We start from the raw sequence: 25,187 nt of genomic DNA on the forward strand, positions 1-25,187 counted from the left end.
CGTGGCCGTCCTGACCAGCCTGCTCGACCCGTCGTCGGAGACCTACGCGTCGAACCGGAAGCAGCAGCTCGAGGTGATCGCCCAGCTCGACGAGCAGCTCGAGCTCGCCGTCGCGGGTGGCGGCGAGCGGTACACCCGGCGGCACCGCGACCGCGGGAAGCTGCCGGTGCGCGAGCGGCTCGCGCTGCTGCTCGACCCGGACTCGCCGTTCCTCGAGCTCTCGCCGCTGGCAGCGTGGGGCACCGACTTCACGGTCGGGGCCTCGGTGCTGACGGGGATCGGGGTCGTCTCGGGCGTCGAGTGCCTCGTCATCGGCCACGACCCGACGGTGCGCGGCGGCGCGATGAACCCGTACTCGCTGCGCAAGACGCTGCGGGCGCTGGAGATCGCGCGGCTCAACCGGCTGCCGGTGATCAACCTGGTGGAGTCCGGTGGGGCGGACCTGCCCACGCAGGCGGACCTGTTCGTCCCGGCGGGGCGCATCTTCCACGAGCTCACCGAGCTGTCGTCGATGGCGATCCCGACCGTGGCGCTGGTGTTCGGCAACTCCACCGCCGGCGGCGCGTACGTGCCCGGTATGTGCGACTACGCCGTGCTCGTCGACCGCGCCGCGAAGGTGTTCCTCGGCGGGCCGCCGCTGGTGAGGATGGCGACCGGGGAGACCGCCGACGACGAGGCGCTCGGCGGCGCCGAGATGCACTCGCGGGTCTCGGGCCTGTCGGACTACTTCGCCACCGACGAGCGCGACGCGATCCGGCTCGGCCGGGAGATCGTGTCGCGGTTCCACTGGCGGAAGCTGGGGCCTCTTCCCGCTGAGAACGCGCCGCCGCGCTACGACCCCGAGGAGATCCTCGGCATCCTGCCGCCCGACCCGAAGGTGCCGTTCGACCCGCGCGAGGTGCTCGCCCGCACCGTCGACGGCTCGGAGTTCGACGAGTACAAGCCGCTCTACGGCACCTCGCTGGTCACCGGGTGGGCGAGCATCCACGGCTATCCGGTCGGGGTCCTCGCGAACCACCGCGGCGTGCTGTTCTCCGAGGAGGCGAAGAAGGCCAGCGAGTTCATCCTGCTCGCCAACCAGACCGACACGCCGTTGATCTTCCTGCAGAACACGACCGGCTACATGGTCGGCACGGACTACGAGCAGGGCGGGATCATCAAGGACGGCGCCAAGATGATCAACGCGGTGACCAACAGCGCCGTGCCGCACCTGACGATCAACATGGCGTCGTCGTTCGGGGCCGGGAATTACGGCATGTCGGGCCGCGCGTACGACCCGCGGCTGATGTTCGCCTGGCCCGGCGCGAAGCTCGCCGTGATGGGCGCGGCGCAGCTCGCGGGCGTCATGTCGATCGTCGGGCGGGCCTCGGCGCAGTCGCAGGGCAAGCCGTTCGACGAGGACGCCGACGCCGCCCGCACCCGGGCGATCGAGGCGCAGATCGAGGCCGAGTCCCACAGCTTCTTCATCTCCGGGAAGCTCTACGACGACGGCATCGTCGATCCCCGCGACACCCGCACCGTCCTCGGCCTGTCGCTCTCGGCCGTCCACTCGAACCCCGTCGCCGGCCGTCGTGGTTACGGCACCTTCCGGATGTGAGAGGGGGTGGCTTCGCCAGGTGAGCACTATCGGTCGCTATAGCGACCGTTAGTGCTCACGTGCGCGGAGCGCACATCATGATCACCAAGCTGCTGGTCGCCAACCGCGGTGAGATCGCCGCGCGCGTCATGCGCACCGCCCAGGCGCTGGGCATCGACACCGTCGCCGTGTACTCCGACCCGGACACCGACGCCCCGTTCGTCGCCCTCGCCGACGAGGCGGTGCGTCTGCCGGGCGCGTCGCCGACCGAGACCTACCTGCGCGCCGACCTCGTGGTCGAGGCCGCCCGGGCCACCGGCGCCGACGCGGTGCACCCCGGCTACGGCTTCCTCTCCGAGAACGCCGGCTTCGCGCGCGACTGCGCGGCGGTCGGGCTGACGTTCGTCGGGCCCTCCCCCGACGCGATCGCCTCGATGGGCTCCAAACTCGAGGCGAAGGCGCTGATGGACGCGGCGGGCGTGCCGGTGCTGCCCGGTGCCTTCCTGCCCGAGGGCGCGGAGCTGCCGACCGACCTCGACTTCCCGGTGCTGGTCAAGGCCGCGTTCGGCGGCGGCGGACGCGGCATGCGCATCGTGCGGCGGGCGTCCGACCTGGCCGACGCCGTCGAGGGCGCCCGCCGCGAGGCCGCGTCGGCGTTCGGCGACGGCACCGTGTTCCTCGAGCGGTACGTCGAGGACCCGCGCCACGTCGAGGTGCAGATCGTCGGCGACACCCACGGCGAGGTCGTGCACCTCTTCGAGCGCGAGTGCTCGATCCAGCGGCGCTACCAGAAGATCGTGGAGGAGAGCCCCTCCCCCGCGGTCGACGCGACCCTGCGCGCCGAGCTGGGCGCCGCCGCCGTCGCCGCCGGGAAGGCGATCGGCTACACGGGCGCGGGCACGGTCGAGTTCGTCCTCGACCGCGACGGGCGCTTCTTCTTCCTCGAGGTCAACACCCGGCTGCAGGTCGAGCACCCGGTGACGGAGCTCGTGACCGGCCTGGACCTGGTCGCGCTGCAGCTGCGGATCGCCGAGGGGCACCCGCTGCCGGACGACGCCCGGACGGCCCAGGTCACCGGGCACGCCATCGAGGTCCGGCTCTACGCCGAGGACGTCCCGGCCGGCTACCTGCCCGCGACCGGCACCCTGCACCGGTTCGCGATCCCGACGATGCCCGGGCTGCGGGTCGACGCCGGGGTCGCCGACGGGTCGGTCGTCGGCCCGCACTACGACCCGATGCTCGCCAAGGTCATCGCCCACGGCCCCACGCGGACCGAGGCCGCCCGCACCCTGGCCCGCGCACTCGCCCGCGCGGGCATCCACGGCGTCACCACCAACCGCGACCTGCTCGTCGGCATCCTGCGCGACGAGGAGTTCCTCGCGGGCGGTACCGACACCGGCTACCTCCCGCGCCACCCCGAGCTCCTGACGCCGGGTGCGTCCGCCGGTGAGCGGGTGCGGGCGGTGGCGGCGGCGCTGGCGGCCCAGGCGCAGCACCGCGCGGACGCGCGCGTGCTGCGCGACCTGCCGTCGGGATGGCGCAACGTCGGCGGACCGCCGCAGACCGTCGGGTACACGGCCGGCGACCGGACGCTCGAGGTCGCCTACTCCTTCCGCCGGGCCGGGCTCACCGTCGCGGTCGACGGCGAGCCGCTCGACGTGGGCCTGGTGTCGGCCTCTCCATCGGAGGTGGTGCTGACGCTGGGCGGCGTGCGCCGGACCTACTGGATCCACCGCGCCGCCGGGCGGACGTTCGTCGACGGGCCCGACGGGTCGAGCGCGTTCGACGACGTACCGCGCTTCGCCGACCCGAACGCCGTCGCGCACGCCGGGTCCCTGCTCGCGCCGATGCCGGGCACGGTGGTGCGGGTGCTCGCCACGAGCGGGGAGTCCGTGGCCGCGGGAGCGGCCCTCGTCGTCCTGGAGGCCATGAAGATGGAGCACACGGTCGCGGCGCCGGTCGACGGCGTCGTCACGGTGCACGTGAGCGCAGGTGACCAGGTGGAGACCCGACAGGTGCTGGCGGTCGTCGAATGAACCTCGCGACGTTGCTGCGGCGCGCCGCGGCCGACCACGCCGACCGGGTGGCGCTGCGGCTGGACGCCGCCGAGGTCTCCTACGCGGCGTTCGCCGACCAGGTGGCGCGGTTCGCCGGCTACCTGCGGGCCACCGGCGTCGGCGAGGGCGACCGCGTCGCCGTCCTGGCGCCGAACTGCCTCGAGTATCTCGTCGCGATCGTCGGCAGCTGGCAGGCCGGCGCGGTCGGCGTCCCGCTGAACTACCTCTTCCCGGACGCGCCGCTGCGCCACGCGCTGCTCGACTCGGGCGCGCGGCTCGTCGTCCTGCCGCCGGACGACGTCGTCCGCGTCGAGCGGGTCCTCGGGGAGGACCTCCCGCTCTTCCTGACGACGGGTCGGGAGGGTTCCTTCGCGACCGCGGTCGCCGGGGCGGCGCCGCTCGAGGGCGTGGTGCCGCGTCTGGACGGCGACGACGCGCTGCTGATGTACACGTCGGGGTCGACCGGTGTGCCGAAGGGTGTGCGGCAGACGCACCGCAACATCGCCGCGCAGGTCGACGGCGCGATCGAGGTCTACGCGTTGACCGGCGAGGACCACGTCCTCAACTGCATGCCGATGTTCCACGTGGGCGGCCTGCAGCTCGCGAGCCTGCCGATGCTGCTGCGGGGCGGTCAGATCACCTTCATGCCGCGCTGGGACGTGGTGCGCTGGCTGGAACTGGTGGAGGAGCTGCGCCCGACCTACGGCGGACTGATCTCGACGATGATGATCGACGTCGGGAACCGGACGGTGGACCAGCCGGTCGTCCTGGACTCGTTCCGGGTCTGCATGTTCGGCGGCTCGCGGACCCCGACGGCGGCGATCGGGCGGCTCTCGGAGGGGACCGGGATTCTCGGCACCGAGATCTACGGGCAGACCGAGCAGAGCGGTCTGGTCGTCACCTACCGCGCCGGCGAGACCCGTCGTCCGGACTCGATGGGCCGGGCCCTGGACCAGATCGTGCGGACGCGCCTGGTGCCGGTGGACGGCTCGCCCGACCTCGCGCCCGGCGACCCGGGCGTGGGCGAGCTGTGGGTGCGGGGCGACGCCGTGACGCCCGGGTACTGGGGCGTGGACGCCTCGGAGAAGTTCGTCGACGGCTGGTTCCGCACCGGCGACCTCATGTCCCGGGACGCCGACGGCTACCTCTACTACGTCGACCGGATCGACGACATGATCGTCTCCGGCGGCGAGAACGTGTTCCCGCAGATGGTCGAGGAGCACCTCGCGGGCCACCCCGACCTGGCGGAGGTCGCCGTCATCGGCACCGCCCACGAACGGTGGGTGGAGCAGGTGACGGCCGTGGTGGTGCCGCGTCGCGACGGCGTCACCGTCGAGGCGCTGCACCGGTGGTGCGCCGAGCACCCCGACCTGCAGGGCATGCACCGACCGCGGCGGATCGAGATCGTCGATGCGCTGCCCCGCACCGGCAGCGGCAAGCTGAACCGGCCCGACCTGCGGAGGATGTTCCCGTGAGTGTGGTCTACGAGGTCGACGACGGCGTCGCCTGGTTGACGATCGACCGGCCCGAGGCACGGAACGCGCTGTCGCGGGAGGTCCGCGACGGGCTGTGGGAGGGCACGCGGCGCTTCGTCGACGACGACACCGCGGCGGTGCTGGTGCTGACCGGCGCCGGGGAGAAGGCCTTCTGCGCGGGCGGCGACCTCAAGGAGATGGCGGAGACCTCGCTGGAGATCCCGCCGCCGGACTTCCTGCCGCAGTTCGGGCGCAACATCGACGTGCCGAAGCCGACGATCGCCGCCGTCAACGGGGTCGCCTACGCCGGCGGGTTCCTGCTCGCGCAGCAGTGCGACCTCGTCGTCGCGGCCGAGCACGCGCGGTTCGCGGTGTCGGAGGTGAAGGTCGGGCGCGGGTCGCCGTGGGCGGCGCCGCTGTCGTGGCTGGTGCCGCCGCGGGTGGCGATGGAGATCCTGCTGACCGGCGACCCGCTGGACGCCGCGCGGGCACGCGAGGTGGGGTTGGTGAACCACGTGGTGCCGGCCGCGGAGCTGCGGAACCGGACCCGGGCGCTGGCGCGGACGATCGCGGCGAACGCCCCGTTGTCGGTCCGTGCTGGTAAGCAGACGGCGTACCTCTCCCGGCCCGACGTGTACGAGCGGGCCGAGGAGATCTGGGCGCCGGTCTACCGGTCGGCGGACGCACAGGAGGGGCCGGCGGCGTTCCGCGACAAGCGCGCGCCGGTCTGGACGGGGAGGTAGCACCGATGCCGGTGTCGATGGACGCGCTCGCCGACGACCTCGCGGCCGAGTCCGCCGAGCTGCGGTCCGTGCTGGCCGGGCTGTCCGAGGAGCAGTGGCGCCTCGACACGCCCGCCGAGGGCTGGACGATCCTCGACCAGGTCTCGCACCTGGCGTTCTTCGACGACGTCGCCCTGCGCTCGGCCACCGACCCCGAGGCGTTCGCGGCGGAGAAGGCCGCCATGGACGCGGAGGGCGGGGTCACGCCCGACGCGGTCGTGCTCCGGTACCGGTCGATGCCGGGCGCGGAGATGCTCGCCTGGTTCGACGACGCCCGGGCCCGGCTGATCGCCGCCTTCCGGGAGCTCGACCCGAAGGCCCGGGTGCCGTGGTTCGGGCCGGCGATGAGCGCGGCGTCGTCCCTGACGGCGCGGATCATGGAGACCTGGGCGCACGCGCAGGACGTGTACGACGCGGTGGGCGCGACGCACGCCCCGTCCGACCGGCTGCGGCACGTGGCCCACATCGGCGTCGGCGCGCGGGCGTTCAGCTACGCGGCGCACGGGCTGCCGATGCCCGAGGTGCCGGTCCGGGTGGAGCTCGCGGCGCCCGACGGGTCGACGTGGACGTGGGGCCCGGAGGACGCCCCCGACCGGATCACGGGTCCGGCGGAGGACTTCGCGCTGCTCATCACGCAGCGGCGTCACCGGGACGACCTCTCCCTGACGGTCGTGGGCGAGGCCGCCACGGAGTGGGCGCGGATCGGGCAGGCGTTCGCGGGCGAGGCGGGGACGGGGAGGAAGCCGCGGTGAGCACTCCCATGCGTGAGGGGAACCCTGCCGCCACGAGAGCGCTCGGATCCTTCCCTCACGGCGGGCGCCCGGTGCGGATCGGCAACATCTCGGGGTTCTACGGCGACCGCCTCAACGCGGCGCGGGAGATGCTCGACGGGGGGCCCGTCGACGTCCTGTGCGGCGACTACCTCGCCGAGCTGACGATGCTGATCCTCGCCAAGGCGCAGGCGAAGGACCCCGACGCCGGGTACGCGAAGACGTTCCTGACGCAGATGCGCGACGTGCTCGCCGACTGCGTCGCCCGCGGGGTGAAGGTCGTCTCCAACGCGGGCGGGCTGAACCCGGCCGGGCTGGCGGCGGCGCTGAGCGACCTCGGGACGGGGGCGCGCATCGCGTACGTCGAGGGCGACGACCTCCGGGGGTCGCTCGAGTCGGTCGAGCCACCCGTCGTCGGGAAGCCCGTGTCGGCCAACGCCTACCTGGGCGGGTGGGGCATCGCGGAGGCCCTCGCGGCGGGCGCCGACGTCGTCGTGACCGGCCGGGTCACCGACGCGTCGCTCGTGGTGGGGCCGGCCGCGTGGTGGCACGGGTGGTCGCGCGACGCGTTCGACGCGCTGGCGGGCGCCGTGGTCGCGGGACACGTCATCGAGTGCGGGCCGCAGGCGTGCGGCGGGAACTACGCGTTCCTCGACGAGCTCACCGACCGCCGGTACCCGGGGTTCCCGATCGCGGAGGTGGAGGCCGACGGCTCGTCGGTGATCACGAAGCACCCGGACACGGGCGGGCTGGTGTCGGTCGGCACCGTCACGGCGCAGCTGCTCTACGAGATCGCGGCGCCCGCCTACCTCGGGCCGGACTGCACCACGCACTTCGACACGATCGCGCTGACCCAGGAGGGCGGACACCGCGTGCGCGTCTCCGGGGTGCGCGGATCGGCGCCGCCGGAGACGTTGAAGGTGGCGCTGAACGACGCGGGCGGCTACCGGAACTCGATGACGCTCGTGCTCACCGGGCTGGACATCGAGGCGAAGGCCGCGTTCGCCGAGCAGATGCTCTTCGAGGTGCTGGGTGGGCGGGACCGGTTCGCTGAGGTCGACGTCCGGCTGCTGCGCTTCGACCACCCCGACGCCGCGTCGAACGCCGAGGCCACCGCGCACCTCAAGGTCACGGTGAAGGACCCCGACCCGCGCGTCGTCGGCCGCTCGTTCTCCAACGCGACGATGGAACTCGCCCTCGGCGGCTACGCGGGCTTCCACACCACGACGCCACCGAGTGCCGAGTCGGCGTTCGGCGTCTACCGACCGGCCGCGGTGCCGCGCTCGGCCGTGACGCAGACCGTGGTGCTGCCGGACGGGGAGCGTCGGGTGGTGGTCGACCCGCCCACCTCCGGTGACAGCACGGCGTCGTTGCTGTCGTCCAGTGACAGCAACGACGCTTTCCTGCCACACGGGGTGGAGGGTCCGACCCGCCGTGTGCCCCTCGGAACGGTGGTCGGCGCACGCTCGGGCGACAAGGGCGGGAACGCGAACATCGGGTTGTGGGCCCGGACGGAGGCCGCGCACGTCTGGCTGCAGGACTTCCTGACGCCGGACCGGGTGCGGGACCTGCTCGGTCCGGAGGTCGCCGACCTGGCGATCGAGGTGCACCCGCTGCCGAACCTGCGGGCCGTCAACGTCGTCGTGCACGGCATCCTCGGTGACGGCGTCGCCTCCTCGACCCGGCCCGACCCGCAGGCCAAGGGGCTCGGCGAGTACCTCCGGAGTCGGCTCGTCGACGTGCCGGAGTCCCTGGTGGGGTGATCGGGCGGGAAGATCCTCACCTGCGGAGCGACGTGCTCGCTCAGCGAGCACATCGCTCCGCAGAACAGGATCTCGGCCCCGCGAGGAGGCCCGCCACGGATCACGTGCGAGCGCAGCGGCCCTCCGGGTAGCCGCCTCGCATGTCGCACCCCGACCGTGTTCCCCGCGTGACCCTGACCGACGGCGGGCCGATGCTCGTCGAGGGGCCCGTGGAGCTGGAGACCCCCGACGGCGAGATCGTGCGCTCCGAGCGGCCGGTGGTCGCGGTGTGCACGTGCCGGCGGAGCAAGCGCTTCCCGTTCTGCGACACGAGCCACCGCACGAAGGTGCGTCAGACCAGGGTGCGCAACGACGACGACCCGGCCTCCCAGGACCGCATGAGGTGATCGCCGAGGCGGTCCTCGAGCAGGGTGAGGGCGCGCATCCCGAAGACCACGTCCGGCGCCAGCTCCGGCGAGCGCGCCACGAGGTCGGCCAGCAGACCGCGCCGCACCAGCTGCTCGTGCACCGCGTCGGCCTCGACGTGCTCGACGTAGAAGGCGGTCGCCGCCTCGGAGAGGCCCAGCCGCTGCATCGCCTTGACCAGGCGCGCCGACCCGGGTGACGACGTCACCTCGATCAGCGCGAACTGACCCACCGACGCCCCGCGCCACCGGCGGTGCAGCCCGCACAGCGACATCAGGTTGACCGGCGCGAGCGCCTCGGCGGGCGCCGCCTCGAGGTAGCCGTGGTAGCGGGGGTCGAGGCCGAGCTCGTCCATCATGTCGGCGAAGACCTTCGCGTGCACCCGCTCCGCGCGGCCGCCGCCGAACTCGTCGTGCTCGACGGTCACCAGCGACGCCTTGGCCTGCCCGTCGATGCGCGGGATCACCCACGCCTGCGGGTCGGCCTCCTTGAGGTGGTAGATCGACCGGTGGATCACGTACTCGCGCAGCTGCCAGAGCTGTCCGTCCTTCGCGAGCCGCCACGACGCGCCGTCCCCGTCGACCTGCTCGACGAGCAGCGCCTCGACCTCGGCGTCCACGTCGTCACCGGCGGGCACCTCGGCCTGCAGGGCGTCGAGGAACGTCCGCTCGAGGGAGCGGCGCAGGCGCAGCAGCTCGGGGTCCCACTCGAGCTCGGCGTCGACCTCGGCGAACCCGTGGTAGTGCAGCTCGTACAGGACGTAGAGCGCGAGCTGCAGGTCCTCGCCGTACGGGTCGAGCCCGGGGTCCGACGGCAGGTCGGCCGCGGGACGGCGTCCCGCCAGCACGTCGATGACGGCGGACGAGACGGGTCCACGCGCCGACGGCAGGGCGTCGGCGCGGGCGACGGGCGGGCTGAGGACGTCGGTCACTCGGGTCTCCTCGACGACGGGTCGGTGCGATCGAGCGGCCCGGCTACCCGTCGCCGCACCCCGGATACGCGGCGTGTGCATCACATCGGATCCGACGGTCGGTGCTCGTGACCAGCGGGTAACACCCGCCCATCTCCGTCCCCGGCGGTTGAGTGTGCAGCTGTGCACCGGGGACGCCCGGCCGCCGGTGGTGAACCGGCCGCCGGCACGCGTCCGAGCCGTTCCGTGCCGTCCCCCGTGCCCGCCGAGGAGCATGCGCATGTCGATCTCCCTGCCCACCCCGCGCCCCACCGTGACCGAGCCGGTCGTCCCCGACGTCATCGTCCCGATCCACCGCGCCGACGGGACCCGCGCGCACCTGCCGGTGCTGCGCGGCCCGGGCGTCTACCCCGCGCAGCGCGACACCTGGCTGCTCGCCGACGTCCTCGTGCGGGAGCTGCACGAGTCTCCCCCCGGACGCCGGGTGCTCGAGCTCTGCTCCGGGACGGGCGCGTTGTCGCTGGTCGCGGCCGGGGTGCCGGGGACGGACGTCACCGCCGTCGACGTCTCGCGGCGCGCCCTCGCGAGCGCGTGGGCCAACGGGCGGCGGCTGCGCCGCCGGGTCCGGCTGCACCGGGGCGACCTGGCCGCACCCGTCGTCGGGAAGCAGTACGACCTCGTCGTCTCCAACCCGCCCTACGTCCCGGCCGCGGACGCCGCGCTGCCGACGCGGGGCGCGATGCGCGCCTTCGACGGCGGGCTCGACGGCCGCACCGTGCTCGACCGCGTGATCGACGCGGCCCCGCAGGTCCTCGCCCCCGGCGGGTGCCTGCTGCTCGTGCACTCGGCGATCAACGGGGTGGCCACCTCACTGCAGCGCCTGGCCGCGCACGGTCTCGAGGCCGACGTCGCCGCCCGCTGCGAGCACCCGTTCGGCCCGGTGTTCACGGCGCGGGCGGAGCTGCTCGAGCAGCGCGGCCTCATCGAGCCCGGGCGGCGCACCGAGGAGCTCGTCGTCGTGCGGGCCCGTCGCCCGCTGGCCGCCGCGGCGCTCGAGAGCGCGTAGGACACGACCAGGCCCGTCCGGGTGATCCCGCCGGTGGCGACGACCGTGTCCGACTAGCGTCCGCCGCGTGCTGCGCTTCCTCCGGGACACCCTGATCATCGCCGTGTTCGCCGGGGCCCTGACGTCGTTCGTCCTGCACGAGGCCGCGATCGGCGCGGTCCTCGCCGTCGTCGGCGGCGTCATGATCAGCCTGGCCGCGCGCGGCCACAAGTACATGACGTTCGGCGGGCTGGTCCGCTAGACGCGCCCGACCGCGCCGTAGGCCCCGATCGGCTCGATCCCGGGACGGGGCTCCGGCCAGTCGGTGAGGTCGACGACGCCGGGCGGGACGATCTCGAGCCCGTCGAAGAGCGCCGTGATCTCGGTACGCGAACGCAGGGTCGGCGGCGCGTCGGTGTCGCCGTAGGCGCGGGCCACCGACTCCAGACGGGCGGTGAGCTCCGGGTCGCTGTGGTCGTTGCTCGCGTGGCTCACCGCCAGCACGCTTCCCGACGACAGGTGGCGCAGGTAGGGCGTCAACGTCCCGCCCAGGTCGCCCGGCACGAAGTGCAGGACGGCGAGGGCGAGGAGGGCGACCGGGCGGTCCAGGTCGAGCAGGCCGGCGACCCCGGGGGCGCCGAGGACCGACCGGGCGTCACGCAGGTCGCGCTGGGAGATGCTCACCGTGTCCAGGGGCGCCGTGATCTCCTCGGCGTGCTTGACCGCCACCGCCTCGTTGTCGACGTAGGCGACCCGGACCGCCGGGTCGACGGCGTGGGCGATCTCGTGGACGTTGCCCACCGACGGCACGCCCGAGCCGAGATCGAGGAACTGGTCGATCCCCTGCTCGACGCACCACGTGACCACGCGGCGCATGAAGTCGCGGGTCTCCCACGTCGCGCGGATCGCGTCGGGCCGGCTCGCCACGACCCGCGCCACCGCAGCGCGGTCGACGGCGAAGTTGTGCGCCCCGCCGAGCATGTGGTCGTACATCCGCGCGGCGTTCGCCCGTTCCGGCTCCGACACGGACGCAGCCTAACGAGCGTAGGGTGCCTCCTGCTTGCGCCTAGGGTTCCGTCCGACGCCCGCCCACCCGACCCACAACCAGGGCGATCCGGGGTCTGGACCGAGCGGCGCCACGGCCCACGGCCGACACCTGACGGGAGAGAAACCCCGAGGGCTCCGATCCCGACGCGCCCGCACCCGGAGTGCGGGCCGACGCCCAGGAGCCGCCGGTGTCCCCCGCCGTCATCGCCCTCACCCTGCTCGCCGCCGTCCTGCACGCGACGTGGAACGCGATCGCCCACGGGGTCGCCGACCGCCTCGTCGGGTTCGCGCTCATCGGTCTGTCCTACGTCGTGGTCGGCGGCGGGGCCGCGCTCGTCCTGGGTCCGCCGCCGGCGCACGCCTGGCCGTTCGTGCTCGTGTCCGCCGCGCTCCACGTCGGCTACACGCTGCTGCTCTGGGCGAGCTATCAGCTCGGCGAGTTCAGCCAGGTCTACCCGGTGGCCCGCGGGACGGCGCCGTGGGTCGTCGCGCTGTACGAGGTCGTGTTCGGCGGCGGACTGCCGTGGTCGGAGCTGCTCGGCGTCGTCGTGATCTCCCTCGGGCTGGTGTCGCTGGCCCTCGACGGCGGGCGGCCGACGCGGGCCGCGCTGCCCGCGCTCGGGGCCGCGGTCGCGACCGGCCTGTTCATCGCCGGCTACACCCTGGTCGACGCGGCCGCGGTGGCGACGACGCCGGTCGCGGTCTACGCCGCCTGGATGTTCCTGGTGCAGGGTCCGGTGATGCCCGTACTCGCCCTCGTCCGGCGCGGCCGCGGGCTGCTACGGGTGCCGTGGTCGTCGGTGGCGATCGGTTTCCTCGGCGGGCTCGTGTCGCTCGCGGCGTACGGCCTGGTCCTGGTCGCCCAGACCAGCGGGGCGACGGCGGCGGTCGCGGCGCTGCGGGAGACCTCGATCGTCATCGGCGCCGTGCTCGGCACGCTGTTCCTCGGCGAACGCTTCGGGTGGCGGCGGGCGGTCGCCGCCGCGGTCGTCGTCGTCGGGATCGTGCTGGTGGATCTGTGAGCCCGGTCGGGCACCCCGCGGCGGTGGAACGCTTCGACGGCTGGATCGGCGGGCTCGGCACGGAGTCCGGGCTGCGCTACGTCATCGGACATTGGCCCTCGTCGCCGCTCGGGACCTTCACCGACGTCATGGTCGAGCGGCCCGACGGGCACCGGCTCCTGCTCGCGCCGTCGCCCGCCGTGGAGGAGTTCGTGGCCGCGACGTACACCTTCGACGAGGTGCGCCACGTCCCGGTCGACCTGCGCTCGGTCGGCTCCGAGTTCTTCCTGACGGCGGGTCCGCTCACCGCGCGCTTCGTCCTCGGCGGGCGGTCGCCGCTCGGGGTGCTGCTGCACGCCGTGCCGTGGCGGCTCGCGACCGCGCCGTGGTGGATCGCGACGATCGACGCGATCGCGCGGCGGGTGCTGCCCGGGGTCCGGACCGTCGGCAGCGCGGGCGGCGGGCGCACCGAGTACTACGGGGCCCAGGACCTGCACCGGATCGAGGCGGCGACGACGACGTTCGACGGCGTCGACCAGGGGGCGCTGCGGCCGGTGTCGCCGCCGGTGCGGTTCGGTTTCGGGTCGACGCCGACCGCACCGTCCTGGGTGCGGATCACGACGCTGATCGCGGGCGCCGGGAATTCGACGGAACCGATCGGGGCCGACGGCACTCCAAGGCAGTGAGGGGGCCGTGATCGACGCGGCCCGCAGTCGTGGAGGTCATCGTGGTCCGCTCCGTCGTCGTCGCCGTGCTCGCCCTGCTCGCCGTGCTGGTCGGCGCGCCCCCGGCTCTCGCCGAGCCACCGGAGATCTGCGGCGCGTCCACGCCCGAGGACCAGGTGGTGCGGGTGTTCGCGCGCGGTCCGGAGGCCTCGGGGTCCTCGGCGCTGCTGTGCGGGAACCGCTACTACGGGTTCCGCCGCATCGACTGGTCCGCCGTCTCGCTCGACGCGATCGCCCGGACGCTGGCCGCCCCGGCGTCGTCGACCTACGACGAGCGCAGCGAGACCTGGACGCTGACCGGCGCGGCGGTCGTCGTCGTCACGGCCGCGCACGGCCAGGTGATCACCGCGCGGGCGGCGTGATGGACGTCGTCGAGGAGGTCGGTCTGTGGTGGCCCGCGGCGGACCCGGAGCGGCTCCGGGCGGCCGCAGGTGCGTGGGACCGGGCCGCGGTCGAGCTGGACCGCGCCCGCGAGGTCGGCGGGTCGGCAACGGCGCAGGCGCGGGCGACGTGGGCGGGCGGGGCGGCGGACCGGTTCGCCGCGACCTGGACCGCGCACGAGGCCGCCCTGCGCGACGACGCCGCCGGCTGCCGGGCCCTCGGCGTCGCGCTGACCCGGTTCGCCGAGGCGGTGGAGGACGCGCGGGCGCGGGTCACGGAGCTGGCGGTGACCGCGGGCGCGACGATCGTCGCCGGGGTGGGGCTCGCCTGGCTGACGTTCGGCACCTCCGCCGCCGCCGCCGGCGCGGTGAGCGCGGGACTCGTCGCCGCCGCGACCGCGATCGGCGTGGAGCTCTCGGCGACCGCCGCGGCGATCCTCGGCGGTGTGGTGGTGGGCGCCGTGTTCGGCGCCGTCGAGGCGGCCGCGATCGACCTGGCGGTCGCCCAGCCGCTGCGTGTCGAGGCGTTCGGTCGCGGTGGGTACTCGCTCGACGAGGCCGGGTCCGCCGCCGTGGCGGGCGGGGCGTTCGGGGGCGTGCTCGGCGGGATCGCCCGCGGTCTCGCCGTCCCCTCCCCCGGCCCGGGTCCGGCCGCACCGCGAGGCATCGCCGACGACCTCGGCGCGCTCGACGGCCGCATCTCCGCCGCGCTCGACCCGGCGTCGCGCGGCGCGCTCGGCCCGCTGTTCCGGCCCGGGGTGCACGAGTCGCCCGGCGCGACGTTCTCGCCCGAGCAGGTGCCGACCGCCCGATTGCTGGAGTCCGAGGGCATGAGCGTCCACGCGCGGGCCGACGCCGGCGCGCTGGTGCGCGCCGACGCGGGCGACCGCGGGCGGTTCGTGGAGCTGACGGTCCCCGAGGTGTCGTCGGCGTCCTCGGTGGAGGCGGCGGTACTCGAGGGCAGCGGCCGGCTGGCCCGGCAGGGCGGCGGCGACCTGGTGGTCGACGGCCGCATGATCGCGCTCGACGTCGACGAGGCCGGGAAGGGCCTGCTCGCCGCCGTCCTGCGGGCGAAGGCCGAGAAGCTGGAGCTGCCGACGTCGATCCGGTTCGTGTTCGACGAGGGGAGCATCTTCTGGCCGTGACGCCGCCTCCTCGTGGCAGGAAAGCGTCGTTGCTGTCATCCAGTGGCAGTCACGCCACTTCGTCGAAACCGGCCCACGGACGGCCCCGACGTTCCTACGCTCGGCGTCGTGACTGGCGCATTCGGCACCCGGCCCGAGGATCTCGAGGCGGCGGCGGCGCAGTTCGACGAGGCGGGGCGGATCGCCGTCGAGGCCGCCGCCGCGCTCCGGTCGGCCCTCGCCGGCCTCGGCGACGTGGCCGGCGACGACGAGCAGGGGCGGACGTTCGCGGCGCAGTACGACCCGAAGGCGGCCGAGGGGGTCACCGCCATCGGCCGGGAGGCGACCGGGCTCGGGTCGCTGGGCGGGGCGCTCCGGGCGACCGCGGCCGACTACCGCGCGGGAGATACCGGGGCGCTCGGGCCCGAGGGCTGACCGTCCCGGGTCATCCGCGTCGCTCGACGCAGGCGGGCGGTAAGCCGCGCCGGGCCCCCGAGCCGGCTCAGTCCAGGCGGCCGAGGAAGGCCAGGAGCTGCTCGTTCACGGCGTCCGGGTGCCGGGCCGGGAGCCAGTGACCCGCACCGGGCAGCGTCACGCACTCGAAGCCGCCCGTGAGGTACGCGCCGGACCCGGCCATCTGCGCCTCGCCCAGCGCGATGTCCTCGGCCCCGATCACGCCCAGCACCGGGCAGGTGATCGGCGGCAGGTCGACGGGGTGCTCGTCGACGAAGGTCCGCGGGTCGACGTTGGCGCGGTACCAGGACAGGCCGGCGGTGAGGGCGCCCGGACGGGAGAGGTCGCGGATCTGGGTGCGGACGAGGTCGTCGTCCTCGGTGCCGGGGTGGGCCCAGCGGCGGAGGAAGGACCAGTCGTCGGCGGGGAGGACCTCCTCCGCGACGCCGGGCTCGCGGAACCAGAGCATGTACCAGGACGCGGCGCGCTGGGAGAGCCCCGCGGCCCGGAAGGCGTTGGGGTGCCCGACGGACAGCGCCACGTAGCCGCGCACCGCCTCGCTCGCCATCGCGAGCGCCCAGCCGACCGCGGCCCCGTAGTCGTGGCCCACGACGACGACCGAGTCCACCTCGCGCTCGCGCAGCAGCGCGACCATGTCCGCCACCGACCGGCGGACGCGGTAGGCGGCGACGTCGTCGGGGCGGTCGCTGTCGCCGAAGCCCCGCAGGTCGGGGGCGATGACGCGGTACCCGGCGTCGACGAGGCACGCGATCTGGGCCCGCCAGAGCGTCGCCCGGTCCGGGAAGCCGTGCAGGAGCAGGACCGCCGGGCCCGACCCGACGTCGTACACGGAGAGGGTGACGTCCGGCAGCGCGATCCGGACCGGCTCGGGCAGCTCCATCAGTCTCCCGTCAACGAGATCGCGACGCCGTCGGCGAGCAACCGCCCGTGGCGGGTGAGGACCGCCTGCCCGCGGGCCCAGGACCCGTCGTCGAGAAGGCCGTCCCGGACCGCCTGCTCGGCGGCCGCCCGGCCCGCCTCGTCGAGGACCCCCGCCGGGAGCCCCTCGACCGTGCGCAGGGCCAGGAGCACCTGCTCGACGTGCCGGTCGGCCGGCATGAGCCGCTCGCGCGCCTCGGCGGGCGACTCCCCCGCGGCGAGCTGCTTCGAGTAGCGGGCCGGGTGGCGCACGTTCCACCACCGCACGCCGCCGACGTGGGAGTGCGCGCCCGGGCCGGCACCCCACCAGTCGCCGCCGGACCAGTAGCCGAGGTTGTGCCGGCAGCGGGCCTCGGTCGAGCGGGCCCAGTTCGACACCTCGTACCAGCCGAGGCCGTGGGCGGTGAGGACGTCGTCGACGATCTCGTAGCGGTCGGCGAGGACGTCGTCGTCGGGCATCGGCAGCTCGCCGCGGGCGACGCGCCGGGCGAGCGCGGTGCCGTCCTCGACGATCAGCGAGTAGGCCGAGACGTGGTCGGCGCCGCTGGCGAGCACGGCGTCGAGGGAGCGACGGAGGTCGCCGTCGGTCTCGGTGGGGGTGCCGTAGATCAGGTCGAGGTTGACGTGGCGCAGCCCGGCCTCGAGCGCCGCGCGGGCGACCGTGACGGCCGCGCCCGGGGTGTGGCGGCGGTCGAGCACGGCGAGGACGTGGTCGACGTCGGACTGCATCCCCAGCGAGAGCCGCGTGTACCCGGCGTCGGCGATGGCGGCGAGCAGCTCGGGGGTGGTCGACTCGGGGTTAGCCTCGGTGGTCACCTCGGCGCCGGCTGCGAGACCGAAGGTCGACCGGATCGCGTCGAGGACGGCCGTGAGCCCCTCCGCGCCGAGCAGCGAGGGTGTGCCGCCGCCGAGGAACACCGTGTCGGCGGGCGGGGGCGTGCCGAGGACGCGGGTGGCGAGGTCGAGTTCCTGACGGAGGCCCTCGAGCCAGGACGCGGGCGAGGCGGGGTCGTCGGAGCCGGTCAGCCCCAGGTCGGTGGCGGTATAGGTGTTGAAGTCGCAGTACCCGCAGCGGGTCGCGCAGAACGGGACGTGGACGTAGACGCCGAACGGGCGCGTCCCGAGCCCGTCGAGCGCGGCGGGCGGGAGCGCGCCGTCGGCCGGGGCGGGTTCACCGCCGGGGGGCACGGAGGGCACGCGTCCATTGTGCGCGTGGTGACGACGGGGCTTCCCTGCCATTGGATCCGACAGCAGTCCCACGCAGCACGCCGATAGGGCTTTCCTGCCGTGAGAGGGGGACCCCACACCGGACGCCGGTGGAATCGCGCACCACGACATGGCACGCTCAACGACGTGCGTGCACTGGACCCGATGCTCGTCGGTCGACCCCATGTCGACCTGGGCTACGTGTCGAGCGCGCTCTGCCCGGCGTGCTGAGGCACCGCCGCTGACGCCCACGAGGGCACCCACCACCACGATCGTCAGCAGGCGCGCGCGACCCGCCGTCGGGAACGCGTGTGCCTGCGTCTGTGAGGACGCACCACCGATGACCAGCGCCCCGTCCAGCGAAGGTGCCACGACGCCCGAGCAGTCGTACGCCGAGACCACCTCCGTCGGCATGCGCGGTGACGTGGAGGACAAGCCCGTCAAGGCCGCCCCGAAGCGCGCCCGCAAGGGCAAGGCCGAGGGCCAGTGGGCGCTGGGCTACCGGGAGCCGCTCAACAAGAACGAGCAGTCCAAGAAGGACGACAACCCGCTCAACGTGCGGGCCCGGATCGAGAACATCTACGCCCACCGCGGCTTCGACTCCATCGACCCGGCCGACCTGCGCGGGCGGTTCCGGTGGATGGGTCTCTACACCCAGCGCGCCGAGGGCTTCCCCGGCACGGACACCGGGCACGTCGAGGAGGAGGAGCTCGACGCGTCGTACTTCATGCTCCGGGTCCGCGTCGACGGCGGCGCGCTGACCACCGAGCAGCTGCGCGTCATCGGCGAGATCTCCCAGACCTTCGCGCGCGACACCGCCGACGTCACCGACCGCGAGAACATCCAGTTGCACTGGATCCGCGTCGAGGACGTCCCGGAGATCTGGCGCCGCCTCGAGGGCGTCGGCCTGACGACGACGGAGGCCTGCGGCGACTGCCCGCGCGTCATCCTCGGCTCGCCGGTCGCCGGCATCAGCGCCGACGAGATCATCGACGGCACGTCCGCGATCGACGAGATCGCCGCGAAGTACATCGGTGACCGGTCGCTGTCGAACCTCCCCCGCAAGTTCAAGACCGCGATCTCGGGTCAGCAGGACGTGGCGCACGAGGTCAACGACGTCAGCTTCGTCGGGGTGAACCACCCTGAGCACGGCCCGGGCTTCGACCTGCACGTCGGCGGCGGGCTCTCCACCAACCCGAAGCTCGCCGTCCGCCTCGGCGCGTGGGTGCCGCTCGAGGAGGTGCCGGACGTCTGGCACGCCGTCGTCTCGGTGTTCCGTGACTACGGCTACCGCCGGCTGCGCACCCGCGCCCGGATCAAGTTCCTCATCGCCGACTGGGGCCCCGAGAAGTTCCGGCAGGTCATGGAGGACGAGTACCTGCACCGGAAGATGCTGGACGGTCCCGCCCCCGAGGCCATCGCCGGCACGATCGACCACGTCGGCGTGCACGACCAGGTCGACGGCCGCAAGTACGTCGGCGTCGCCCCTCCCGCGGGGCGGACCTCGGGCTCGACGCTGGTGGGCGTCGCGAAGGCCGCCGAGGACGTCGGGTCCACCCGCATCCGCCTCACGCCGTACCAGAAGATCGTCGTCCTCGACGTCGCCGAGGAGAAGGTCGACACCCTGACGACGGCGCTCGACCACCTCGGGCTGCCGGCGCGCCCGAGCGTCTTCCGCCGCTCGACGATGGCCTGCACCGGCCTGGAGTTCTGCAAGCTCGCGTTCGTCGACACCAAGAACCGGGCCGGTGACCTCGTCACCGAGCTCGAGCAGCTCTGCGCGGACGTCGCGCCGGAGCTCGACACGCCGATCTCGATCCACCTCAACGGCTGCCCGAACTCGTGCGCGCGGGTGCAGGTCGCCGACATCGGTCTCAAGGGCCAGATCGTGAACGACGCCGACGGCAACCCGGCCGCCGGCTTCCAGGTGCACCTCGGCGGCGGGCTCGGCCTCGACTCCGGATTCGGGCGCAAGCTGCGCGGCCACAAGGTCCTCTCGGCCGAGCTCGGCCCCTACGTCGAGCGCCTGGTCCGGGCCTTCGTCTCCGACCGGAACGACGGCGAGCGCTTCGCCCAGTGGGTGCTCCGGGCGGAAGAAAGCCGGCTGCAGTGAGGTTGGCGATCCAGTACTGCCCCTACTGCGGCGAGCAGGACCTGCGCCCCCGGGAGACGCCCGAGAACGCCTGGGAGTGCGCCGACTGCCGCAGCACCTTCGTCGTCTCAGGAGTGGCCGCATGACCAGCATCGAGGACCGGACCCGGGCCGACGCCCTGGCCGCCGGGGAGCGCTTCGCCGCGCTCGAGGGCACGACGGACCACGTCGAGCTCACCCGGCAGATCCTGGCGTGGGCCGCCGAGACGTACGGCGACCGGTTGATCGTGGCGTCGAACATGCAGGACGCCGTGCTGGTGAAGCTCGGCGCCGAGGCCCGCCCCGGCGTCGACGTGCTCTTCCTCGAGACGGGCTACCACTTCGCCGAGACGCTCGGGACCCGCGACGCCGTCGCGCAGGTCTACGGGGTGAACATCGTCGAGGCGCACCCGGAGCGCACCGTCGCCGAGCAGGACGCCGAGTTCGGGAAGAACCTCTTCGCCACCGACCCGGGTGCCTGCTGCGACATGCGCAAGGTCGTGCCCCTGAAGCAGACCCTCGCGCGCTACGACGCCTGGGTGACCGGCGTGCGCCGCGTCGAGGCGCCGACCCGCGCGACCACCCCACTGGTCACGTGGGACGAGAAGCACGGGCTGGCGAAGGTCAACCCGATCGCGCACTGGACCGACGAGCAGATGGACGCCTACATCGCCGAGAACGCGGTGCTGGTGAACCCGCTGGTCGGCGAGGGCTACCCCTCGATCGGCTGTCAGCCGTGCACGGCCAAGCCGGCGCCCGGCGCCGACCCGCGCAGCGGCCGCTGGGCGGGCTTCACCAAGACCGAATGCGGGCTGCACGGATGACGGCGACGCTCCCGACGACGGGTACCGATCAGCTGGACGTCCTCGAGTCCGAGGCGATCCACGTCATGCGCGAGGTCGCCGGCGAGTTCGACCGCCCGGTGATCCTCTTCTCCGGCGGCAAGGACTCCATGCTGCTGGTGCACCTCGCGCACAAGGCGTTCTGGCCCGCGCCGATCCCGTTCCCGGTGCTGCACGTCGACACCGGGCACAACTTCGACGAGGTCATCGCGTTCCGCGACGCCGTCGTCGAGCGGTACGGGCTGACCCTCGAGGTCGCGAGCGTCCAGGACTACATCGACGACGGACGGCTGTCCGAGCGCGCCGACGGCACCCGCAACCCGCTCCAGACGACGCCGCTGCTCAACGCGATCGCCGACCACCGCCACGACGCGGTGTTCGGCGGTGGTCGCCGCGACGAGGAGCGGGCCCGCGCGAAGGAGCGCATCTTCTCGCTGCGCACCGCCTTCGGGGCGTGGGAGCCGTCGCGGCAGCGCCCCGAGCTGTGGAACCTCTACAACGGGCGCCACAAGCCGGGCGAGCACGTGCGCGTGTTCCCGCTGTCGAACTGGACCGAGCTCGACGTCTGGCGCTACATCCAGCGCGAGGAGATCGACCTGCCCTCGATCTACTACGCCCACACCCGCGACGTGTTCGCCCGCGACGGCATGTGGCTGACGTCGGGTCCCTGGGGCGGTCCGCGCGACGGCGAAGAGGTCATCACGAAGACCGTGCGCTACCGCACCGTCGGCGACGGCTCGTGCACGGGCGCGGTCGAGTCGACCGCGACCACGCTCGACGAGGTGCTCGCCGAGGTCCGTGAGTCCCGGCTGACCGAGCGCGGCGCCACCCGCGCCGACGACCGGCTCTCCGAGGCCGCCATGGAAGATCGCAAGAAGGAAGGCTACTTCTGACATGACCGATCTCCTGCGGCTCGCGACGGCGGGCTCGGTCGACGACGGCAAGTCCACGCTCGTCGGTCGGCTGCTCTACGACACCAAGTCGGTCCTGGCCGACCAGCTCGAGGCCGTCGAGCGCGCGTCGAAGAGCGCCGACGGCGAGCCCGACCTGTCGCTGCTGGTCGACGGCCTGCGCTCGGAGCGGGAGCAGGGCATCACGATCGACGTGGCGTACCGCTACTTCGCGACGCCGAGGCGGTCCTTCGTCCTCGCCGACACCCCCGGCCACGTGCAGTACACCCGCAACACCGTCACCGGGGCGTCCACCGCGGCGCTCGCGGTGCTGCTGGTCGACGCGCGGCACGGCGTCGTCGAGCAGACCCGTCGTCACGCCGCGGTCATGGCCCTGCTGCGGGTGCCGCGGCTCGTGCTCGCCGTCAACAAGATCGACCTCGTGGACTACGACGAGTCGACCTACCTGACGATCGCCAAGGAGTTCCGCGACCACACCGCGGCCCTCGGGTACGCCGAGGACGCCGTCGTGACGATCCCGGTGTCGGCGAAGAAGGGCGACAACGTGGTGCTGGAGTCCGAGCGGACTCCCTGGTACGACGGCCCGACGCTGCTCGACCACCTCGAGACCGTGCCGGTCGACGGCCCGGACGACGCGGCGCCGTTCCGCTTCCCGGTGCAGACCGTGATCCGGCCGCGCTCGGCCGAGCACCCCGACTACCGCGGCTACGCGGGCCTGGTCGCGGCCGGCTCGGTGTCGGTGGGCGACGAGGTCGTCGTGCTCCCCGACGGGCAGCGCACCACGGTCGAGGGCATCGACCGGTACACCGCGTCGCTCTCCTCGGCGTCCGCGGGCGACAGCGTGGTGCTGCGGCTGGCGCACGACCTCGGCATCGCCCGCGGCGCCGTGCTCGTGGCGGCCGCGTCGGCACCGGAGCCGGTCACCGAGTTCACCGCGACCCTCGCGTGGCTGCACGACAAGCCGCTCACGCCCGGGCGCCGGCTGCTGGTCAAGCACGGGACGCACACCGTGCAGGCCATGATCACGGCCGTCGAGGACCGGCTGGACATCCAGACCCTCGCCCTCGACGCCGACCCGGGCACGCTCGAGATCAACGACATCGGCCACGTCGCGATCACCGTGGCCGAGCCGCTGCCGCTCGACGACTACGACCGCGTCGCCGCCACCGGGTCGTTTCTGGTCATCGACCCGCAGGCGGGCGACACGCTCGCCGCGGGTCTGGTCGGGCGGCCGCTGGTGACGACGCCGGTGGACGCCTGACCCTGCTGTTGAGCGAAGGGCCCCTTCGGTCGAGTAGGTCGACCGGAGGGGCCCTTCGCTCGTGTCGGGCCCGGGCCGGGTGGTCCGCGAGTGGCACACCACGCAGGTCCGGGCGGCCCGCGACCTGCCCCAGTGACCACTCGCGAAGACCGGGCCGGCCCGCCGTCGGGCACGAGCGAAGGGCCCCCTCGGTCGATCTACTCGACCGAAGGAGCCCTTCGCTCAGAACGACACCGGGATCAGTTGACCTCGTTCAGCTTCCCGGTCGCCACGTCGATGACGAAGCCACGCACCGAGTTCTTGTTCTTGATGAACGGGCTGTCGGTGATCCGCTTGATGGAGTCGCGGACGTCCTGCTCGGCGTCGGGGAACGCGTTCGCGGTCCACGAGGGGCGCTCGCCGGACTCCTTCTCGAGGATGTCGGCGAACTGCTCGTCGGTGAACGTGACCATGCCGCAGTCGGTGTGGTGGATGAGGATGATCTCCTCGGTCCCCAGCAGGTGCTGCGAGATCGCGAGCGAGCGGATGGTGTCGTCGGCGACGATCCCGCCCGCGTTGCGGATGACGTGCGAGTCGCCCTCCCTCAGGCCGAGCGCGCCGTAGGGGTTCACGCGGGCGTCCATGCAGGCGACGACGGCGGTCTTGCGGGCAGGCGGCAGGGGCAGCTCGCCGGGGAAGTTCGCGACGTAGGTCTCGTTGTTCTTCAGGTAGTCGTCGGTGACCGACACGACGGGGTTCCTCTCAGGGGTTCGACCAGGACACGACGGCACGGACCGGCCGCGGAGACACGCGGGGACGGATGCGGGCTCACGCGGCCCGGCGACACCACTGGTCGAACTCCTGCACGCGGCGGCTCGGCCAGAAGGCCATGAGCCCGAAGACCCGGAGGTCACCTGCGCGCATGCGCATCATTCGACCGCACCTGCGGTGAGGGATGCAAGGAACTACGGTGTCCGCGATGACCGGCTGGCTGCTCGTCGTACGCGAGCACATCGACCTGCTGCTGGTCGCCTCCGCGCTGTGTCGGTAGGGACCCGTCCGCTCCCCCACCGACCTCGGAGACCCGTGTGACCAGCACCGTCCAGCCGGCCCCCACCACCCCGCGCCGCGTCGCCCTCGCGAGCGCCGTCGGCACGACCATCGAGTGGTACGACTTCTACCTCTACGCCACCGCGACCGCGCTGGTCTTCAACACGCTGTTCTTCCCCTCCGTCAGCCCCACGGCGGGCACGCTCGCCGCCTTCGCGACCTACGCCGCGGGGTTCGGCGCCCGGCCGATCGGCGCGATCGTCGCCGGACACCTCGGCGACCGGGTGGGGCGCAAGAGCGTGCTGGTCGGGTCGCTGATCGCGATGGGCGTGGCGACGACCCTGATCGGCGTCCTGCCCGGCTACGCGAGCATCGGCGCCCTGGCCCCGACCCTGCTCGTCGTGCTGCGGCTCGTCCAGGGGTTCGCGGTGGGCGCGGAGTGGGGCGGCGCCGCGGTGCTGTCCGCTGAGCACGCACCGCCGCACCGCCGCGGCTGGTACGGCAGCTTCACCCAGATCGGCTCCCCCGCCGGGATGCTGCTCGCGACCGGGTCGCTCTTCCTGGTGCGGGCGACGACCTCCGAGGAGGCCTTCCTGTCCTGGGGCTGGCGGATCCCGTTCCTCGCGAGTGCCGTGCTCGTCGTCGTCGGCCTGGTCATCCGGCTGCGGCTGGAGGACGCACCCGAGTTCACGACGCTGCGCTCCGAGCGCCAGGTCGCGAAGCTGCCGATCGTCGAGGTCCTGCGCACCGCGCCCCGGGCGGTGCTCCTGACGACGGGTCTGCGCCTCTCCCAGATCGGGCTCTACGTCCTGATCACGACCTACGGTCTGACCTACATCACCCAGACCCTCGGCCGCGGCTCGACCGCGGGCCTCACCGCCGTCGTCGTCGTCTCGGCGATCGGGCTCGTGACGACGCCGCTCTGGGCCGTGCTCTCCGACCGGATCGGTCGTCGGCGGCCCTACCTGCTCGGCGCGATCGGCGGGACGGCCGGGCTGGCGCTGTTCTTCCTGGCCGTCGACACCGGGTCGACCGTGCTGATCGTGCTGGCCGCGGTGCTGGCGATCAACGTCGTGCACGACTCCATGTACGGCCCGCAGGCGGCGTGGTTCGCCGAGATGTTCGACGTCCGGGTGCGCTACAGCGGCGCCTCGCTCGGCTACCAGATCGGGTCGGTGCTCTCCGGCGGGTTCGCCCCGCTCGTGGCCGCCTCCCTGCTCATCGCGGGCGACGGCCGGCCGTGGTGGATCGTGCTCGCCTACGCCGGGCTCGCCGTCCTGACGACCGCCGCGGCCCTGCTTGCCCCCGACCCCACCCGTCGTCGGGACGAGGTCCCCGCCGCGTGAGGGGAACCCT

Annotated in this window: 25 protein-coding genes; 20 read left to right on the top strand and 5 right to left on the bottom strand. The window is 73.5% G+C overall.

Annotation, left to right across the window (positions count from 1 at the left end):
• Position 1: 1 nt before the first annotated feature.
• The 7 genes from LN037_RS05820 (at position 2) to LN037_RS05850 (ending at position 8,809) form a co-directional block, all read left to right on the top strand.
• A complete protein-coding gene (locus tag LN037_RS05820) occupies positions 2 to 1,597 on the top strand; it encodes an acyl-CoA carboxylase subunit beta (RefSeq protein ID WP_230750717.1) in 1,596 nt (531 codons plus the stop codon).
• A 77-nt stretch (positions 1,598 to 1,674) separates the two neighbouring features.
• A complete protein-coding gene (locus tag LN037_RS05825; RefSeq protein ID WP_230750719.1) occupies positions 1,675 to 3,612 on the top strand; it encodes an acetyl/propionyl/methylcrotonyl-CoA carboxylase subunit alpha in 1,938 nt (645 codons plus the stop codon).
• A complete protein-coding gene (locus LN037_RS05830) occupies positions 3,609 to 5,108 on the top strand; it encodes a class I adenylate-forming enzyme family protein (protein ID WP_230750721.1) in 1,500 nt (499 codons plus the stop codon). The genes LN037_RS05825 and LN037_RS05830 overlap by 4 nt, the downstream gene beginning before the upstream one ends.
• The gene (locus LN037_RS05835; protein WP_230750722.1) at positions 5,105 to 5,851 is read left to right on the top strand and encodes an enoyl-CoA hydratase/isomerase family protein; all 747 of its coding nucleotides are present in this window, start codon (positions 5,105 to 5,107) and stop codon (positions 5,849 to 5,851) included. The genes LN037_RS05830 and LN037_RS05835 overlap by 4 nt, the downstream gene beginning before the upstream one ends.
• Before the next feature lie 5 nt (positions 5,852 to 5,856).
• A complete protein-coding gene (locus LN037_RS05840; RefSeq protein WP_230750724.1) occupies positions 5,857 to 6,642 on the top strand; it encodes a TIGR03084 family metal-binding protein in 786 nt (261 codons plus the stop codon).
• 8 nt (positions 6,643 to 6,650) lie between these two features.
• Positions 6,651 to 8,423 (top strand): acyclic terpene utilization AtuA family protein, encoded by a 1,773-nt coding sequence (locus tag LN037_RS05845; protein WP_230751123.1) that lies wholly within the window; start codon positions 6,651 to 6,653, stop codon positions 8,421 to 8,423.
• A gap of 140 nt (positions 8,424 to 8,563) precedes the next feature.
• Positions 8,564 to 8,809, top strand: coding sequence for a CDGSH iron-sulfur domain-containing protein (locus LN037_RS05850; RefSeq protein ID WP_230750726.1), 246 nt, complete (start codon positions 8,564 to 8,566; stop codon positions 8,807 to 8,809).
• Here LN037_RS05850 and LN037_RS05855 read toward each other — a convergent pair.
• Entirely contained in the window at positions 8,755 to 9,759 is a 1,005-nt protein-coding gene (locus tag LN037_RS05855) for an iron-containing redox enzyme family protein (protein ID WP_230750728.1), read from the bottom strand. The genes LN037_RS05850 and LN037_RS05855 overlap by 55 nt on opposite strands.
• Before the next feature lie 259 nt (positions 9,760 to 10,018).
• Here LN037_RS05855 and LN037_RS05860 point away from each other — a divergent pair, with 259 nt between their 5' ends.
• Both LN037_RS05860 and LN037_RS05865 read left to right on the top strand, forming a co-directional pair.
• Positions 10,019 to 10,804 (top strand): HemK2/MTQ2 family protein methyltransferase, encoded by a 786-nt coding sequence (locus LN037_RS05860; RefSeq protein ID WP_230750730.1) that lies wholly within the window; start codon positions 10,019 to 10,021, stop codon positions 10,802 to 10,804.
• Positions 10,805 to 10,871: 67 nt separating this feature from the next.
• Entirely contained in the window at positions 10,872 to 11,045 is a 174-nt protein-coding gene (locus LN037_RS05865; RefSeq protein ID WP_230750732.1) for a hypothetical protein, read from the top strand.
• Here LN037_RS05865 and LN037_RS05870 read toward each other — a convergent pair.
• Positions 11,042 to 11,809 carry an SAM-dependent methyltransferase gene (locus tag LN037_RS05870; protein ID WP_230750734.1) on the bottom strand — a complete coding sequence of 256 codons (768 nt, stop codon included), beginning with the start codon at positions 11,807 to 11,809 and terminating at the stop codon, positions 11,042 to 11,044. The two genes, LN037_RS05865 and LN037_RS05870, sit on opposite strands and share 4 nt — an antisense overlap.
• 209 nt (positions 11,810 to 12,018) lie before the next feature.
• On the opposite strand from LN037_RS05870, the gene LN037_RS05875 reads away from it, so the two are divergent.
• From LN037_RS05875 to LN037_RS05895, 5 genes are all read left to right on the top strand, one after another.
• Positions 12,019 to 12,852, top strand: coding sequence for an EamA family transporter (locus tag LN037_RS05875; protein WP_230750736.1), 834 nt, complete (start codon positions 12,019 to 12,021; stop codon positions 12,850 to 12,852).
• On the top strand, positions 12,849 to 13,517 hold the full coding sequence (locus LN037_RS05880) for a hypothetical protein (RefSeq protein WP_230750738.1): 669 nt from the start codon (positions 12,849 to 12,851) through the stop codon (positions 13,515 to 13,517). Before LN037_RS05875 ends, LN037_RS05880 begins: the two co-directional genes overlap by 4 nt.
• Positions 13,518 to 13,558: 41 nt before the next feature.
• On the top strand, positions 13,559 to 13,918 hold the full coding sequence (locus LN037_RS05885; protein WP_230750740.1) for a hypothetical protein: 360 nt from the start codon (positions 13,559 to 13,561) through the stop codon (positions 13,916 to 13,918).
• The gene (locus LN037_RS05890; RefSeq protein WP_230750742.1) at positions 13,918 to 15,081 is read left to right on the top strand and encodes a WXG100-like domain-containing protein; all 1,164 of its coding nucleotides are present in this window, start codon (positions 13,918 to 13,920) and stop codon (positions 15,079 to 15,081) included. Before LN037_RS05885 ends, LN037_RS05890 begins: the two co-directional genes overlap by 1 nt.
• Before the next feature lie 108 nt (positions 15,082 to 15,189).
• Complete coding sequence (locus tag LN037_RS05895) at positions 15,190 to 15,495, top strand: hypothetical protein (RefSeq protein WP_230750744.1); 306 nt, start codon at positions 15,190 to 15,192, stop codon at positions 15,493 to 15,495.
• Positions 15,496 to 15,562: 67 nt separating this feature from the next.
• Here the strand turns inward: LN037_RS05895 and LN037_RS05900 are convergent, their stop codons facing one another.
• Together LN037_RS05900 and hemW are read right to left on the bottom strand one after the other, a co-directional pair.
• Complete coding sequence (locus LN037_RS05900) at positions 15,563 to 16,414, bottom strand: alpha/beta fold hydrolase (protein ID WP_230750746.1); 852 nt, start codon at positions 16,412 to 16,414, stop codon at positions 15,563 to 15,565.
• The gene (hemW, locus tag LN037_RS05905; RefSeq protein WP_230750748.1) at positions 16,414 to 17,649 is read right to left on the bottom strand and encodes a radical SAM family heme chaperone HemW; all 1,236 of its coding nucleotides are present in this window, start codon (positions 17,647 to 17,649) and stop codon (positions 16,414 to 16,416) included. The genes LN037_RS05900 and hemW overlap by 1 nt, the downstream gene beginning before the upstream one ends.
• A gap of 421 nt (positions 17,650 to 18,070) precedes the next feature.
• On the opposite strand from hemW, the gene LN037_RS05910 reads away from it, so the two are divergent.
• Genes LN037_RS05910 through LN037_RS05930 form a run of 5 tightly spaced genes read left to right on the top strand, consistent with a single transcriptional unit; the run spans position 18,071 to position 22,802 of the window.
• On the top strand, positions 18,071 to 19,771 hold the full coding sequence (locus LN037_RS05910; RefSeq protein ID WP_230751125.1) for a nitrite/sulfite reductase: 1,701 nt from the start codon (positions 18,071 to 18,073) through the stop codon (positions 19,769 to 19,771).
• The gene (locus LN037_RS05915; protein ID WP_230750750.1) at positions 19,768 to 19,896 is read left to right on the top strand and encodes an Insertion element protein; all 129 of its coding nucleotides are present in this window, start codon (positions 19,768 to 19,770) and stop codon (positions 19,894 to 19,896) included. Before LN037_RS05910 ends, LN037_RS05915 begins: the two co-directional genes overlap by 4 nt.
• Positions 19,893 to 20,612, top strand: a complete 720-nt coding sequence (locus LN037_RS05920) for a phosphoadenylyl-sulfate reductase (RefSeq protein ID WP_230750751.1) — start codon at positions 19,893 to 19,895, stop codon at positions 20,610 to 20,612. The genes LN037_RS05915 and LN037_RS05920 overlap by 4 nt, the downstream gene beginning before the upstream one ends.
• Positions 20,609 to 21,523, top strand: a complete 915-nt coding sequence (gene cysD, locus LN037_RS05925) for a sulfate adenylyltransferase subunit CysD (RefSeq protein ID WP_230750753.1) — start codon at positions 20,609 to 20,611, stop codon at positions 21,521 to 21,523. The genes LN037_RS05920 and cysD overlap by 4 nt, the downstream gene beginning before the upstream one ends.
• Position 21,524: 1 nt before the next feature.
• Entirely contained in the window at positions 21,525 to 22,802 is a 1,278-nt protein-coding gene (locus LN037_RS05930; protein WP_230750755.1) for a sulfate adenylyltransferase subunit 1, read from the top strand.
• A gap of 239 nt (positions 22,803 to 23,041) precedes the next feature.
• On the opposite strand, the gene LN037_RS05935 is transcribed toward LN037_RS05930, so the two are convergent.
• A complete protein-coding gene (locus LN037_RS05935) occupies positions 23,042 to 23,530 on the bottom strand; it encodes a beta-class carbonic anhydrase (RefSeq protein WP_230750757.1) in 489 nt (162 codons plus the stop codon).
• Between the two features lie 339 nt (positions 23,531 to 23,869).
• Between LN037_RS05935 and LN037_RS05940 the strand changes: the two genes are divergently transcribed.
• Positions 23,870 to 25,177 carry an MFS transporter gene (locus tag LN037_RS05940; RefSeq protein WP_230750759.1) on the top strand — a complete coding sequence of 436 codons (1,308 nt, stop codon included), beginning with the start codon at positions 23,870 to 23,872 and terminating at the stop codon, positions 25,175 to 25,177.
• Positions 25,178 to 25,187 lie beyond the last annotated feature (10 nt).

Source organism: Actinomycetospora soli (assembly GCF_021026295.1).
GTDB lineage: Bacteria > Actinomycetota > Actinomycetes > Mycobacteriales > Pseudonocardiaceae > Actinomycetospora > Actinomycetospora soli.